A 14,952-nucleotide genomic window follows, 5' to 3' on the forward strand; every position below is an offset into this window, starting at 1 on the left:
ACCCCTACGACTCCTGATATTCACGCCTGATATCGGCCTGCAAATCTCGATTCATGCGAGCAAGCAAAGATTTTTGATGAAAATATAGGCCCTCTCGTGCAGCGAGTTCGGCAAAAAGCTCAAAGTTTATGTTTGGATCTGAGGCGGGAACCACTACCGAAGACGCAACCACAAAATCCCTGACTGAGAGAGGAGAAGCAAAACGGCTACTTCCCTGGGTAGGTAATACATGATTGGGGCCATAACCATAGTCTCCCAGAGCAACCGGTGCGTAAGGCCCAATAAAAATAGCTCCTGCACTCTTCACCTTATCCACTACTTCAAACCCCCGTGATACCATGACTTCCAGATGTTCCGGGGCAATGGCTTCAACAATTTTCCAGGCCAGATCCAGATTCTCCAGCTGATAAAGGTAAATAGGAACTGTTCGCTCCAGGGGATTGCTGGCCCATTCCCGTTCCACTTTCTTTTTAACTGTAACCAGGAGTTCCTCGCTATCCGACAGCAAAATGCTTTTTGCAAGAGGGTCGTGTTCTGCTTGAGCCAGCAAATCCAGAGCTATCCAGTCTGCTCTTGCACCTCGCTCAGCAACAATAACCACCTCTGACGGCCCAGCCAGAGCATCAATACCCACCACACCGTAAAGCAGTTTCTTGGCAGCAGTAACATAAACGTTGCCTGGACCAACTATCTTGTCCACAGCAGGGATAGATTCAGTACCAAAAGCGCAGGCTGCAATAGCCTGTGCACCCCCCACCCGATACAGGTTATCTATCCCGAGGTAAAAGCAGGTCGCCATTATCTCAGGCGATACGTTTCCTTCCCGGTCGGGAGGCGTAAACACCATTATGTTTTTGACCCCCGCTTCTTGAGCAGGTACCACTCCCATTATCAAAGAAGACGGATACGCAAAGCGCCCTCCAGGAACGTACACTGCGCAACTTTGCAGGGGGCGCATCCATTCACCCATAAAAGAACCCTGTTCACTCAGCCACCAGGAATTCGTTTTTTGCAAGCGATGGAATCTGCGTACTCTATCTACAATTACCTTCAATGTCTCTTTAAAAGAGGAACTTAAGCTTTCCCAACTCTCCTCAAGCCTTGCTTGAGGAATCAAAAAATCGGTAACATTGCAACCATCAAACTGCCTGGTGTAGTGAGAAACTGCAGCATCGCCTTTTTCGAGCACGTCTTCTACGATTTTCCGAACCCTCTCAGTAGCCTGCTCAAAAAAGCGAAACGTTTCCCGACGCGAAAGCGCAAGGTCGGAGAGAACTTCCTCCTGGTCAAAAACGGGTTTAAGAATCACGGGAATGCTTTTCAAGCCTCACCACTTCCTTTAATTCACCAGCCAGTTTGGCAATCTGGCTGGACTTAGTCTTAATGCTTACTCGATTAGCAACCAGGCGCACCGAAACAGGTGCTATTTCTTCCACTACATGTAATTTGTTTTCTCGCAAAGTTTTCCCCGTAGAAACAAGATCTATAATGCACTCAGCAAGCCCTATGGCCGGAGCGAGCTCTATAGAACCATACAGAAAGACAATATCAGCGTGAATGCCCCGTTCTTGAAGATAAGAGCGAGTAAAATTGGGATACTTAGTAGCCACACGTAGACGTTCCCTTTCAAATATCACTTCAGCATCCGTTCCCTCAGGAGCTGCCAGCACCATGGCACATTTGCCAATTCCCAGGTCCAGAAGTTCATATACCTCGTTCTGGCGCTCTAAAAGAATATCTTTTCCCACCAGTCCCACATCAGCAGCTCCATATTCCACATAGGTGGAAACATCCTTTGGGTGAGTCAAAATGAAACGCAACGGAAAATCAGCCGACTCAAGAACCAGTTGTCGGGATTCAAAATCAAGGTTTTCAGGCCATCCCGAAAGCAGAGACAAAATCTTCAACACTTCACCCTTGAGCCTACCAGTAGGCAAAGCCACGGTCAGCTTTTCCATGTCCCAAACTCCCTTTTTATAAACTCTTCAAGCTCGGCTATAGCGCTCTCAGGAAATTCAACGCTCTGGTCCTGCCAGGAAACCCGGCAGTGCTTTTCTGGCCATTCCTGAAGAACAAGCGATATGCCCTGCTCACGAAGCCTTTCAGCTACCCCAAAAATAGCCTTGCGCACTCGAGAAGAAAAACAAACTTCAAAGACCAGATGCGAAGCTCTGGAAGTAAACGAACTCTCTTCAATAACTTCCATCAAACGTTCCACAAAAAGGGCAAAACCACAGGCTGGAGCTTTCTTCCCGAAAATAGGGAAAAGTTCATCATACCTACCACCAGCCAAAAGTGGATGTCCAACTCGAGGAGAAAAACCTTCAAAAACAATCCCGGTATAGTAATCAAAGTCTCGAATCACGCCCAGGTTTAAAAAAACTCGCTCAGCAAGGCCATAATCTTCGAGAATGGTCAAAACCTCTTTAATCCTCTCCAGGATCGCCAAAATCTCTTTTTCCTCACCGAAACGAGCCTCGGCTTTTTTGAGGAGTTCCCAACGTCCTCTCCAGAAGGGTAACTCCACAAAAAATTCTCTAAGAGAAAACCCGGAAAAAGACCTTTCTCCAATGATATCCCGAAGTGCAACAAAATCGCGTTTTTTCAAAAGCTGCTTCACAAGGTTTTCTTCCAAGGGAGAAAGTCCAAGTTTTTTGACCAAGACTTTAAAAAAGCCTGCGTGACCTACATCAACCTCAAAATCGGCAATGCCTGCTCGCTCCAGCGAAAAAAGCGCCAGAGCAACAACTTCTGCATCATCCTGGGGTCTGTTAGAACCTATATTTTCGAGTCCTATCTGGGTTAGCTCACTCTCCGTCCGGAATGAAGAAGAAGGGTAGCGAAAAATTTTCCCATCGTAATAAACCCGAAAACGCGGGCAAGCTTCCTTGCTCCTTGAAGAAAGCATTCTGGCTACAGAAGTGGTAAACTCAGGACGCAGACAGACTAATTCCCCATTCCGGTTTATAAACTTAAAGGTTCTCTCTCTAAGGTCTTCCCCCAACGTTTTTTCCAGTGTGGCATAATACTCGATGGTTGGAGGTTCAACTTCTTCGTAACCCCAGCTTTCAAATAGAGACCTCAACTGTTGCTCAATTCTTCTTTTCAATTGTACTTCTCGTGGATAAAAGTCCTTCATTCCAAAAACCAGTTCCAAGCTTCTTTGCCTCCTTCCCAAACTCAACACCAAGTATAATTTATAACCGTCGAGCTTTGCAAGGAAAACAAACTCGTGTACAATAGGCCTTAGCAGGCTGAGGAGGTTAAAGCTGAGCAATGGGTAGCGTTAAGGATTTGATTGTTCTTGCCTCACCTATTGAAGACCGACCAGGAAGAGGGAAATTCATTTTTTCAGATCGCTATTCAGTTTTTGATTGGGGAGAAATGCCCGACCATATTCCTGGAAAAGGGGAAGCGCTCTGTCTCATAGGAGCGTATTTCTTTGAAAAGCTTGAAGAGCAGGGAATGGCTACTCACTATCTGGGCCTGGAAGAAAACGGAAGCCTTAAAAGACTATCAGAGCTGGAAAAACCTTCAAGGGTCATGCAGGTTCGGCTGTTTAAGGTCATCCAACCTCCCTTGCTGGGAAATGACTATGATTACTCCGTTTACCAGAATACTACCGGAAATTTTTTAATACCATTTGAATTTATATATCGCAACTTTCTCCCTCAGAGCTCGAGTTTCAGAAAAAGAGTAGAAAAAGGAGAAATAAATCTTGCTGACTTTGGTCTTTCCAGACTCCCCAACCCTCAAGAACCTCTCGAACCACCCCTGATTGATGTATCAACCAAACTCGAAGAACAGGACCGTTACCTGAGCTGGGACGAGGTCTTAGGCTATCAGATTATCAACCAGGAAGAACAGGCACGTATCAAAGACCTGGTTCTCAAAATTGACCAGCTTATCTCTCGAGAAATTGAACCCCTGGGCCTACGCAATGAAGACGGAAAAGTGGAGCTGGCTTTTGATGCCAGAAGGAACCTGGTAGTGGTAGACGTGGTAGGAACACCCGATGAATGCCGTTACACCTATCAAGGGTTGCAAATGAGCAAAGAAATAGCTCGTCACTTTTACCGGCAAACTGAATGGTACAGAGAGATACAGGAAGCAAAACAGAAAAACAAATTGGGATGGAAAGCGCTGGCCAAATCCAAGCCACCTCATCTTCCTGAAGAGCTCCTGCAACTTGTAAGCTGGGTCTACCAGCGAATTGCTAATGACCTCACTGGTAGAGCATGGTTTGAAAAAGTGCCTCCTCTACCCGAAATAGCCTCCCGCCTGAAACAATACCTTGGGGGTGAATAATGAACAAAAGGCTCTATCGGTCAAGGAAAGATAAAATGATAGGAGGCGTATGCGCTGGCATTGCTCATTATTTTGATATAGATCCCACTATAGTCAGACTTCTTGCGGTTGCCCTACTCCTTGCCGGAGGGACGGCAATTATCGCTTATATAATCGCCTGGATCATCGTACCTGAAGAACCAGAAAGCGCAAACAGTGTAAGCGCGATAGAAGAAAAACCTCAACCCCAAAACCGGAGAGAGTTTTTAGGCTGGATTCTGGTTATAATTGGCGTACTCCTGCTTGCTCGCTATCTTATTCCTGCCGGCCTCATCTGGTGGGTTCCCTGGGGTGGAAAGTTCCTTCTGGGAATTATCATTCTGGTTGCAGGCATATTTCTTCTGGTGAGAAGCTGAGTTTTTGTAAATGTAAAGAGATTTGGGTATGCATATACTTATGCTTAAAAACCACTACCAAAATCACAAAAGGGGTGAATGTTGATGAGCACCAATCTTGACCAACTTGCAGTTACTACCATTCGCATGTTGGCTCTGGATACCATTCAAAAAGCCAATTCCGGCCATCCAGGGCTGCCGCTTGGTGCAGCACCACTTGCTTACGTTCTTTTTGACCGCACAATGAAGTTTAACCCTCGCAACCCAGCCTGGTTCGATCGAGATCGCTTCATACTTTCTGCTGGCCATGGTTCGGCACTTCTTTATTCCCTCCTTTACCTCTACGGATATGAGAAGATGACTCTTGAGGAACTGAAAAACTTCAGACAATGGGGTAGCAGAACTCCTGGACATCCCGAACATGATATTGAATGCGGTATAGAAACCACTACTGGCCCTCTGGGTCAGGGATTTGCCACCGGCGTGGGTATGGCTATAGCTGAAGCACATCTGGCTGCCCGCTTCAATCGTCCGGGCTTTGAAATCATCAACCACTATACTTACGCTTTGGTAAGCGACGGTGACTTAATGGAAGGAGTGGCAGCAGAAGCAGCTTCCCTGGCAGGACACCTCAAACTCGGCAAGCTCATCTACCTTTTTGACAACAACCGAATAAGCCTTTCTGGAGAAACAGCAATTTGTTTCACTGAGGACATCAAAAAGAGATTTGAAGCCTGTGGCTGGCAGGTGCTGGAAGTTTTAGACGGAAATAACCTGGAAGAAATCCAGGAAGCTATCGAAAAGGCCAAGGCCTGCACTGATGCACCATCGCTGATTATGGTTTCTACCCACATAGGTTATGGAAGCCCCAAGCAGGATACCTTCCACATTCACGGTTCACCCCTTAAACCCGAAGAAGTCATAGAGACCAAAAAATTCTACAACTGGCCAGTAGATAAAGAGTTTTACGTACCAGATGAGGTGCTTCAGCATACCCGCCGGGCTGTGGAGCAAGGAGAACGAGCCGAAAAAGAGTGGCGGGAACTCTTCGAAGCTTATACTCAAAAATACCCTGAGCTTGCCAAAGAACTCAAAGATTTAATGGCCGGTATTCTTCCCGAAGGGTGGGAAGAAAGCATTCCTGTTTTCAAGCCCGAAGACGGAGCCGTGGCTACCCGTTCTGCCGGAGGAAAAGTCCTCAATGCACTGGCTGAAAAAGTTTCTGCCCTCATCGGTGGCTCTGCAGACCTTGATCCTTCAACCAATACCGTTTTGAAAGGAAAAGGGAGTTTCCAAGCACCAGGTGTGTGCAACCCCAACACCCAGGGAATAGTTGATGGACCTCTGGGCTATGAGGGACGCAATATTGCCTTTGGAGTACGTGAACATGCCATGGGAGCAATACTAAACGGAATTGCTCTGCATGGTGGACTAATCCCCTTTGGAGCCACTTTCTTTGTGTTTTCTGACTACATGCGGCCAGCAGTTCGCATTGCTGCTCTTTCCAAATGCAAAACAATTTACGTCTGGACTCATGACTCAGTGGGAGTTGGAGAAGACGGGCCAACTCACCAGCCGGTAGAACACTTAGCCAGCTTGCGTGCGGTACCCAATCTGGTTTTAATCCGCCCTGCCGATGCTAACGAAACTGCTCAGGCCTGGCGGATAGCTATCAAACATCAGGGCGGTCCAGTAGGCCTGGTGCTTACCCGCCAGAAACTGCCCATCATAGACCGCAAAAAATATGCCCCGGCAGAAAACCTTGAAAAAGGAGCTTATGTCATTGCCGATTGTGCTCCGGAAGAACCCCAAATCATCATCATAGCAACTGGCTCCGAAGTACACCTTGCTCTTGAAGCATATGAAAAACTCTCTGCAGAAGGCGTAAAAGTGCGAGTGGTGAGTATGCCCTCCTGGGAGCTTTTCGAAGCTCAATCAGCAGAGTACAAAGCATCGGTGTTACCTGAAAAAGTCAAGAAGAGAATTGCCATCGAAGCTGGTTCCACCTTGGGCTGGCACAAATACGTAGGAGAGGAAGGAATTGTTATAGGCATCGACCGCTTCGGAGCCTCTGCACCAGGCAAAGAAGTGCTTGAAAAACTGGGCATCAGCACAGAAAACCTTATCAACAAAGCCAGAGAACTTCTTGGCAAAAAATGAACTTTGCTGGCTGTGGGAAAGCCCTTCCCACAGCCAGGAGCGAACCATTTTTTCTAACTTACAAACTATCTGGATTGCAAGTTGACTTTGTAGTTCTTTCATTGTATATTTAATGTGCTTTGGTGGGCCGTTAGCTCAATTAGGCAGAGCAACTGACTCTTAATCAGTAGGTTGCAGGTTCGATTCCTGCACGGCCCACCATTTTGTTTTTTTTGAAGGTGCTACCAGGTTCTTCCAAAAATCCCTTTTGCTGCATCAGTCGCTCACGAAAAAGGAGTATTTGGGAAATGAAAAAGGTTATGAAAGAAATTTGGGGTGGATTAACAAAGGATTAAAAATTAGAAGAAACTTGTGAGTGGTGGAACATGAAAACCTTACATGAAATAATAAGAGTCTTGGGCGAACAAAAAGAAGGGTTAAAAAAGAAGCATAAAGTCAAAATGATAAAGATCTTTGGCTCTTATGCAAAGGAAGAGCAAAAAGAGTCAAGCGATATAGACCTGATAGTTGATTTTGAGGAACCACCCACGTTCATTGAATTTATAAGGTTACAGGAAGAACTGGAAAAACTCCTGGGGGTAAAAGTTGACCTGCTTACTGAAGAAAGTATTAGCCCATTTATAAAGCCATATATAAAAGAGGTTGTGGAAATATGAAGCTTGCAAAACCATACCTCGAACACATATTACAAGAATGCAGGTTCCTTATAGAAAAATCCGAAGGACTCTGCTTTGAAAATTTTACTAAAGATCCTGTGCTTATGCGTGCTTTTGTTAGGAGCCTTGAGATAATCGGCAAAGCGGTTAAAAATTTACCAGAAGACTTTAAAAAAAGATATCCCGAAATTCCCTGGAAAGAAATAGCTGGAATGCGAGATAAACTCATACACGAATACTTTGGAGTAAATTACAGGATTGTATGGAAAACAGTTCAACAGGAAATTCCCAAACTTAAAGTGCAGGTTGAGGAAATCACAAAAAAAGAGGGCTGGGAGCACGAAGTTTGAAGACTTGCCAGAGAGCTGGAAAGTTGTGAGATTAGGGAAGGTAGCGGAGATAATTAGGGAACCATTTTTTTCCTTCAGAGGCTTACAATACAGGGGGCATAGGATTACCTTTTTGCAAGGCAGGGGAGAAGTTGGAGAGATATCCCAGCCATTCTGCTTCTGAAAGCACCTCCAGCCACTTTTAGGTTCTCCTAAAATCCTCTTTTTTGGTGAACCAGTTACCAACGAAAAAGGAGTATTTGGGAAAACTGTCCGTAGTGAGGGAACTCGAGCAAAATTATTCAGCGAATTCCAGTCGAATAAACCACCCTACTCCGACCAATAGCTAATTTATCCACACATTTTATTTTCCCAACAGTACGTGTTAAGATTGATATACAAGAAGGGGGTGTTGCTATGAAACTCCTGAAGGCATTGCTGTTTTTCGCCCTGTTTTTAATGTTCCTGGGCATGTCCACTGGTTTTACTCTGGAAGAAACGGTAGAAAGAACTTTTTATCTGGATGGGCCAGGCAAGCTTTCCATTTCAACGGTGGTGGGAAACATAGAAATTGTTACTCACGAAGAAAACACTATCCAAATGACGGCCACCAAAAAACTGGTGGGTCTACCAACCGATGAGGCACGAAAAATTCTCAACGCTATCGAAATCAAGACCGAGCAGGTGGGGAACCAGATATCTATAAAATCCGAATATTTTCCCATGGGATTTGCCAAGTTCTGGTTTGACTTGAAACAGCTTCTAACCTCGGGAAAAACAAGCAATTTGGAAATCAAATATCGCCTTTTGGTTCCTGCAGAAACAGAAATAAATTTTTCTACAGTAAGTGGCGAAGTAAGCATCCAAAAAACTCGGGGTCGCTGTACCGGCAAAACGGTCAGTGGTTCGGTGATATGCGAAGAAGTGGAAAAAGAATTGTCCATCTCCACAGTGAGCGGAAAGATGAAAGTCGCAGGTCGGGGCAAACTATTTTTAAAGAGCGTAAGTGGAGATGTCTGGGTTGATGTCCAAAAGAGCGAGCAAGCTCAGGACTTGATGGTTTCAACAGTCAGCGGCAAGGTAACCGTTGTTTTGCCCGAAAATGCCTCCGTCAACTTATCAGTAAAAACCGTTTCAGGAAAATTTGATTCTGAGTTTCCAATACTGCTTGAAGGAGGTAATCGCATTTCTGATAAGCGGTTCCAGGGCAAAATTGAAGGTAGCGCCCGGCAAATCGTAAACTGTAAAATAGAAACCATCTCGGGCAACATCAGTTTGCGCAAAAAAGAGGAGGTAACTTATCTTTGATGACGAAAAGATTTCTGGGAGTAATGCTGCTGGCCGCATTGATTATCTCCAGTACCGCCTGTGCAGCAGAAAATGCTTGGCAAGCAAAAATTGTTGATTTCGTTGAAAAAATTTCTACCTGGGGAGAACCAATCATACTGCAGAACACAACCCTTGTTCCCTTGTTTGGGTTACGTCTGCAAACCAAGGAAGGGGAAATATTGGTTGAAGCCATACCTCGGGTAGTCCTGGTTCTGGAAGATGGAAAGTTCTACACTATAAACCTTGAAAGCGAGTCCTTGCCCTCCGAAATAACAACTGAAGAAATATACAATGCGCTTCTAATCAGTGCCCAAAAATACCTCGCCAACAATGACTTTGAGAAAGCAAGAGCGTTACTCGAGAAAAATATCGCTATGTTCCCAGAAAAAGCTGAAAGCTATGCCTTACTTGGCAAGGTATTTTTCAAGCTGTACCAGAACACCCCGGACAGCCCGGAAAAAGAAGAGTACGGGGTTAGAGCCTTTATAGAGTTTGCCAGGGCACTTGATATTGACCACCAAAATCAAGAAGCACTGCTTGCCCGAGCCCGAGCAAGATTAGAAGTGCCAGAACCCTTAGGAAGCCCTGAACTGGCCATTGAAGACCTTTCCCAAGTAATTCAGCAAAATCCTGACCGGCCTGAAGCCTATATCTTACTCGGTAAAGCTTACCTTGCTCTAAACGACCCCGAAAGAGCAAAAATCAATTTCCAGAAAGCACTGGAACTTGCCCCTGAAAACGCAGAGGCAAAAGAGGCTCTTGCCCAAGTTGAGAAAAACCCGCAGAATTAAAAATATCGCCTATTCCAGAGCCGTTCCAGGAAAGCTATAATAAAGCAGGTGATTTGGCTTGTTTATAATGGACTATACCAAGAAAATTTTGCCTTCCGGAATGCGGGTTATTTTCAGAAAGATGGAATCACCGCTGGTAGCACTTAACCTCTGGGCTAAGGTGGGCACCAAAGACGAACGACCGGAAAAAAACGGCATTTCCCATTTCTTTGAACACATGGTATTTAAGGGAACCCAATCTTTTCCACAAAACACCTTAGCAAGGAAGGTTCAAGCCCTCGGAGGATCCATAAATGCTGGAACTTCGCTGGATACAACTAATTTCTATCTGGTTCTACCTGGCGAAGAATGGGAAGCCGGCATCAGGATTCTTGCTGAACTGGTTACGAATCCTCTTTTTGAAGCAGAGGACATTGAAAAAGAAAAGCTGGTAGTTCTGCAAGAAATCAACATTGACGAAGATAACCCCGAAGAACGTTTGATTCATCTCCTCTACCAGGAAGTGTTTGCTGAAACACCCTATGGCATGCCCATCCTGGGCAAAGAAGAAACTGTAAAGACATTTACCCGCGAAGACTTGTTAGAACACAAAAGACGTTACTACCACCCTCTTAACCTTTCCTTTGTGGGAGTTGGAAACATTGAAGAAGATGAGTTTTTTTACCAAGTTGAAAAGGCTTTCTCTGAAACCCCTTTTTCTGAGATCCCTTGGACAGTTCAATCCTCACAGTGGCGTTTCAAGCTCGGAAAGTTTTATCAGGAAGCGAAAGATGTACAGCGATTTTACGGAGCAATAGGTTTTCCTTGTGCCAGTTTAAAAAGCGAGGATTTTTATGCTTTACGCTTCGCATCTGTGCTACTTGGAGAAGGTCTTGGTTCAAGATTAAACATCTCCCTCCGAGAAGAAAAACAACTGGTCGACGCTATCCATACTTCGTATTCCTATTACGAGCGGGCGGGCTTGTTCGGCATATTTTATTCTTTTTTGAAAGGTGACCCGCTTCAGGTCCAAGAAGCAATCTGGAAAGAGATTGAACTGCTCACCAATTCCCTCTCCAAAGAGGAACTGGAGCGAGCTCGCAATTTGCTTAAATCATCGCTTTACCAGGTAGCAGAAACTACCCTGGGAAGCAGCGAACTCCTGGGTCGTCTCGATGTGATAGACACTGCAGATAGAGTCCTTCATTATTTCATGTACCTTGAAGGCATGCAAGCAGAGAAAATTCAGGAAGTTATTACCAAGTATTTCAAGCCAGAACAGGCAACACATATTGTCATATCTCCGGAAGGGACCATATGAAAGAAATAGTTAAACGCGTACAGGAAAAACAGCTCAAAAATGGTCTTAAACTTATTCTTTTACCGGTTTCAAGAAGCTTCACCTTTACAGTAAACGTCTCTTTGTCTCTGGGTAACCTCTATGAAGAACCTGCAAAGCTCGGAATTTCTTCTCTTCTCCAGGAAAGCATTCTTAAAGGCACCCAGCACAGAAATGCTTCCGAGTTCGCCAAAACTCTGGAAAGTTTTGGTGCTTCGGCTCGAAGCAGTGCCAACTACTTCACTGGCAAATTAATATTTGAAGGCCCTGCACAAAACTGGCAGGCTATCCTGGAACTTTTCTTTGAAGCAATTACTAAACCAGCTTTTCTGGAAGAAGAAGTGGAAAAAGAAAAGAACTATGCGCTCAGTGTGCTGGCTTCACTGGACGATGACCCACTCAAAGCGGCTTTTATGCGCTTTAAAAAAGCTTTCTTCGGTGAACATCCTTATGCTTTCTCCAGCCTGGGCAAAATCGATACCCTTCAGAACCTCAGCAGAGACGAGATCCTAAACTGGTACCAGCGTGTTTATGTTCCTAACAACATGGTAGTCGCAATAGCCGGTAATTTTGAGCCTCAGAAATTGTTGGAAGCATTTGAATTACAAACTGAAAATCTTCCACCATTACCAGCTCCCGAAATACAGAGGGAAAATTTAGAGAATTTTCGTCCCGGCTCCCAGAAAATAATAGAACGTAAGAAAATTAAAGACAGCTGGTTAGTCCTGGGCTATCCTGCACCCAGCATCACGGATTTCAAAGGAAAAGTGGCATTCGACATTGTAAACAATCTACTGGGAGGTTCAATGTACTCCCGTCTATTCCTAAAAGTACGCGAAACAGAAGGCTGGAGCTATGAGGTAGGTTCAATATTTTTGCCTCTTGTAGGTCCATCCTTTATCTGTGCTTACTGTGGTTTTCCTGCGGTCTATTTTGATAAAGCAGTAGCCACGCTCCGCAAGGAATTCCAGGAAGTAACAAACCTAAAGCGGGAAGAGTTTGAAGAAACCAAAAACTACACCCGAGGAACCCTTTTGCAAAGCCTGGAAACACCATCTGGACTTGCCGCGCTCTTCTCTTTTTATGAAAAAATAGGTTTAGGATGGGATTTTGTATTTCGCTACGAAGAACTGTTGCGAAAGATTAAGCTTAACGAAGTAAAAGGTATATATACTTCCTACACAGGAAGCAAAGAGGCAATAGGAGCAGTAATTCCAGAAAGTCAACAGTAAAACATTTATAACCAGCACAATGGTCTCTTTTAGGGATAAAAGCTAACTTTGGTCGAGCTCAAGTAAACCCCAACTTAAACTTTCAAAAAAATTTAAAAATTTTCCTTTAAGGGTGGTTGACAATAATTAAAAAGCAAATATAATATCTCACGGCAAGAGTGAATGAATTCAAAAATTGAAAAAGTGAATAAAGGTTACCCCCACAAGCACCTCCTTAAATAGAAGTCTTTCCCCTCCTTGCACCTAAGGGAGGTTGGTTTTCACCAGCCTCCCTTAGGTGTTTTTAAGGGAAAAATCAAAAGCTAAAGGCGCCTTTGACTTCACAAGATATTCCTACTCTGGTATAATCCTGGCCGTCGGGGCGTAGCGCAGCCTGGTTAGCGCACCTGCCTTGGGAGCAGGGGGTCGGCCGTTCAAATCGGCTCGCCCCGACCAGGCTAAAAAATTGCTAAAAATTTCCTGATTAAAAAGCTGCTTATAGCTGGCGTAAGTCCTACTCTCAAACCTGAGCGATGGCGAACCAGGCAAATAATCCCGAGACAAAATCCCCGGTTATTTAGCTGTTAAACAAAGAACATTTCACAGGATTGACAAAATTGAAAAATTTGTGCTACATTGACATCGATGACATAAACGGGGGTGAAGCTTATGTCCTCAAGAATAAGGAGAGGGATTGCGTTTTACTTTATTCTTCCTGCTTTTATATGCATGCTTTTTGTTCACATCATTCCCATTTTATGGGGTGTATACATTGCCTTTATCGACTTAGACATCTACACTATTACCCAATGGATGAAAGCACCTTTCGTAGGACTTCAAAACTTTTTTACCGTTTTCTCGCCCGCCACTGACACGGGCATAAGATACTTGCGCTCAATCTGGAACGTGGTGTATTTTGGGCTGGTTACCATCCCAGCAGGGTACGTAATTGGCTTGCTCGTAGCCCTTCTCCTCAACAGAGAATTCTCTGGCAGAACCATCGTAAGGGGCTTGATCTTACTCCCCTATATTACCCCTGACTCTGTAGCTTACAACGTATGGAGATTTATTTTCCAGGCCCGCATTGGCATTGTAAACAAATATCTCCTCGCTTTGGGGCTTATAAAAGAGCCAGTTCTGTGGTTGGTGGGCGATCGAGCCATTTATACCGTAATGATTGCCAGCATATGGAAGGGATGGCCTTTCGCTTGTCTGATTCTGCTTGCAGGTCTTCAGAATATCTCTCGAGAACTCTATGAAGCGGCAAAAATTGATGGAGCATCTTCGTTCCAGCTTTTCCGGTTTATTACCCTTCCTCTATTACGTCCTGTAAGTGCGACCCTGCTTTTGCTTTCGGCCATCTGGAACTTTCATGCTTTCAATCAGTTTTATATCCTACTTGGAACCGATCCAGGAAAAGCTCATGTTCCATCGACCTTTATCCTCCAAGAAGCTTTTACTAACTTTCACTTAAGCCGGGGAGCGGCAATGTCAGTTTTCTTGACTGTGCTTATTTTTATGATGACAGCCGTTGTCATTTATGCCCGCAGAGGGAGAGAAAGAGAGTGAAAAAAGCCCTTAAGAGAGCATTTTCCAAACTTTTCTTCTACGTTGCTCTTTTTATAGTGCTTGCTATTGTTCTTATTCCTTATTTATGGATGGTTTCGGGATCTTTCAAAACCACTCTCGAAATTCAATCTGCAGATGTCACTAAACCAGAATTATCCCCCAGCTGGATTCCTCGAAAATTCACCTGGGAAAATTATCTCAGGGTTAACAGAACAGTTCGCATGCTGGATTATTTCCGCAATAGCCTCATAATCAGCGTAGGTACTATGATTTTCTCGGTTATTATCAGCCTTTTTGCAGCTTATGGGTTATCCAGGTTCAACTTTTCCTGGAAACATGGATATACGCTTCTAACCCTTTCCACCCAAATGTTTCCCGGAATATCCTTCCTCATACCTTACTTTATGATGTTCGTCCTTATAAGATATTATCTGGGTATCCCCATGCAAAATACCTACTGGGGGATGATCTTTACTTACACCTCTTTTGCGCTGCCCTTTTCCGTCCTTATGCTACGCAATTTCCTTGACTCTATCCCTCGAGAAATAGACGAACAAGCCCAAATTGATGGCTGCACTCCTTTTGGCGCCTTAATGAGGGTAATTCTTCCTCTTTCAAAACCTGGCATTGCAGCAGTAGGAATTTATTCGTTCATCATGGCCTGGAATGAGGTACTCTTTGCTACGGTTCTCACCGGCCGAGAAACAAAAACTGTCGCACTGGGACTCCTTGAATATATAACTGCCCAACAGGCCCGTTGGTCAGGAATGATGGCTGCCTGCATTCTTGTCTCAATTCCCGTTTTGATACTTTTCAGCTTTATGCAGAAGTACATTATTGAAGGCTTGGTAGCTGGCGCAACAAAGGGATAAAGGAGGTGAGACAGCTTCAGACCAAAAGAATAATT

Annotated in this window: 14 protein-coding genes and 2 tRNA genes; 13 read left to right on the forward strand and 3 right to left on the reverse strand. The window is 44.6% G+C overall.

All coding sequences use genetic code 11. The features are described from left to right. Nucleotides 1-4: 4 nt before the first annotated feature. The 3 genes from hisD to hisZ are packed head-to-tail and all read right to left on the reverse strand — an operon-like array spanning nucleotide 5 to nucleotide 3,157. Nucleotides 5-1,324, reverse strand: coding sequence for a histidinol dehydrogenase (gene hisD, locus ACKTT1_RS11280; RefSeq protein WP_412709642.1), 1,320 nt, complete (start codon nucleotides 1,322-1,324; stop codon nucleotides 5-7). Beyond that, nucleotides 1,299-1,958 carry an ATP phosphoribosyltransferase gene (gene hisG, locus ACKTT1_RS11285; protein WP_369018264.1) on the reverse strand — a complete coding sequence of 220 codons (660 nt, stop codon included), beginning with the start codon at nucleotides 1,956-1,958 and terminating at the stop codon, nucleotides 1,299-1,301. Before hisG ends, hisD begins: the two co-directional genes overlap by 26 nt. Then, nucleotides 1,946-3,157: an ATP phosphoribosyltransferase regulatory subunit gene (hisZ, locus tag ACKTT1_RS11290; RefSeq protein WP_412709643.1), complete on the reverse strand. Its 1,212-nt coding sequence runs from the start codon at nucleotides 3,155-3,157 to the stop codon at nucleotides 1,946-1,948. Before hisZ ends, hisG begins: the two co-directional genes overlap by 13 nt. Before the next feature lie 119 nt (nucleotides 3,158-3,276). Here hisZ and purC point away from each other — a divergent pair, with 119 nt between their 5' ends. From purC to ACKTT1_RS11355, 13 genes are all read left to right on the forward strand, one after another. After that, nucleotides 3,277-4,308 carry a phosphoribosylaminoimidazolesuccinocarboxamide synthase gene (gene purC / locus ACKTT1_RS11295; protein ID WP_412709644.1) on the forward strand — a complete coding sequence of 344 codons (1,032 nt, stop codon included), beginning with the start codon at nucleotides 3,277-3,279 and terminating at the stop codon, nucleotides 4,306-4,308. Continuing rightward, nucleotides 4,308-4,703 (forward strand): PspC domain-containing protein, encoded by a 396-nt coding sequence (locus tag ACKTT1_RS11300; protein WP_412709645.1) that lies wholly within the window; start codon nucleotides 4,308-4,310, stop codon nucleotides 4,701-4,703. The genes purC and ACKTT1_RS11300 overlap by 1 nt, the downstream gene beginning before the upstream one ends. Before the next feature lie 84 nt (nucleotides 4,704-4,787). Next, nucleotides 4,788-6,842 (forward strand): transketolase, encoded by a 2,055-nt coding sequence (gene tkt / locus ACKTT1_RS11305; protein ID WP_412709646.1) that lies wholly within the window; start codon nucleotides 4,788-4,790, stop codon nucleotides 6,840-6,842. A gap of 124 nt (nucleotides 6,843-6,966) precedes the next feature. Beyond that, nucleotides 6,967-7,043 (forward strand) — tRNA-Lys (locus ACKTT1_RS11310). A gap of 164 nt (nucleotides 7,044-7,207) precedes the next feature. Further along, nucleotides 7,208-7,498, forward strand: coding sequence for a nucleotidyltransferase family protein (locus tag ACKTT1_RS11315; RefSeq protein WP_412709647.1), 291 nt, complete (start codon nucleotides 7,208-7,210; stop codon nucleotides 7,496-7,498). After that, a complete protein-coding gene (locus ACKTT1_RS11320) occupies nucleotides 7,495-7,848 on the forward strand; it encodes a DUF86 domain-containing protein (protein ID WP_412709648.1) in 354 nt (117 codons plus the stop codon). Before ACKTT1_RS11315 ends, ACKTT1_RS11320 begins: the two co-directional genes overlap by 4 nt. A gap of 396 nt (nucleotides 7,849-8,244) precedes the next feature. Beyond that, entirely contained in the window at nucleotides 8,245-9,135 is an 891-nt protein-coding gene (locus tag ACKTT1_RS11325; protein WP_412709649.1) for a DUF4097 family beta strand repeat-containing protein, read from the forward strand. Continuing rightward, nucleotides 9,135-9,947: a tetratricopeptide repeat protein gene (locus ACKTT1_RS11330; RefSeq protein ID WP_412709650.1), complete on the forward strand. Its 813-nt coding sequence runs from the start codon at nucleotides 9,135-9,137 to the stop codon at nucleotides 9,945-9,947. Before ACKTT1_RS11325 ends, ACKTT1_RS11330 begins: the two co-directional genes overlap by 1 nt. Before the next feature lie 67 nt (nucleotides 9,948-10,014). Continuing rightward, nucleotides 10,015-11,247, forward strand: coding sequence for a M16 family metallopeptidase (locus ACKTT1_RS11335; protein ID WP_412709651.1), 1,233 nt, complete (start codon nucleotides 10,015-10,017; stop codon nucleotides 11,245-11,247). Further along, a complete protein-coding gene (locus tag ACKTT1_RS11340; protein ID WP_412709652.1) occupies nucleotides 11,244-12,497 on the forward strand; it encodes a M16 family metallopeptidase in 1,254 nt (417 codons plus the stop codon). Before ACKTT1_RS11335 ends, ACKTT1_RS11340 begins: the two co-directional genes overlap by 4 nt. A gap of 357 nt (nucleotides 12,498-12,854) precedes the next feature. After that, nucleotides 12,855-12,932, forward strand: a tRNA-Pro gene (locus tag ACKTT1_RS11345). Nucleotides 12,933-13,145: 213 nt separating this feature from the next. After that, nucleotides 13,146-14,045, forward strand: a complete 900-nt coding sequence (locus ACKTT1_RS11350; RefSeq protein ID WP_412709653.1) for a carbohydrate ABC transporter permease — start codon at nucleotides 13,146-13,148, stop codon at nucleotides 14,043-14,045. Next, on the forward strand, nucleotides 14,042-14,917 hold the full coding sequence (locus ACKTT1_RS11355) for a carbohydrate ABC transporter permease (protein ID WP_412709654.1): 876 nt from the start codon (nucleotides 14,042-14,044) through the stop codon (nucleotides 14,915-14,917). Before ACKTT1_RS11350 ends, ACKTT1_RS11355 begins: the two co-directional genes overlap by 4 nt. Nucleotides 14,918-14,952: the final 35 nt, after the last annotated feature.

Source organism: Atrimonas thermophila, from assembly GCF_045864955.1.
In the GTDB taxonomy this organism is placed as follows: Bacteria; Atribacterota; Atribacteria; order Atribacterales; family Thermatribacteraceae; genus Thermatribacter; species Thermatribacter velox.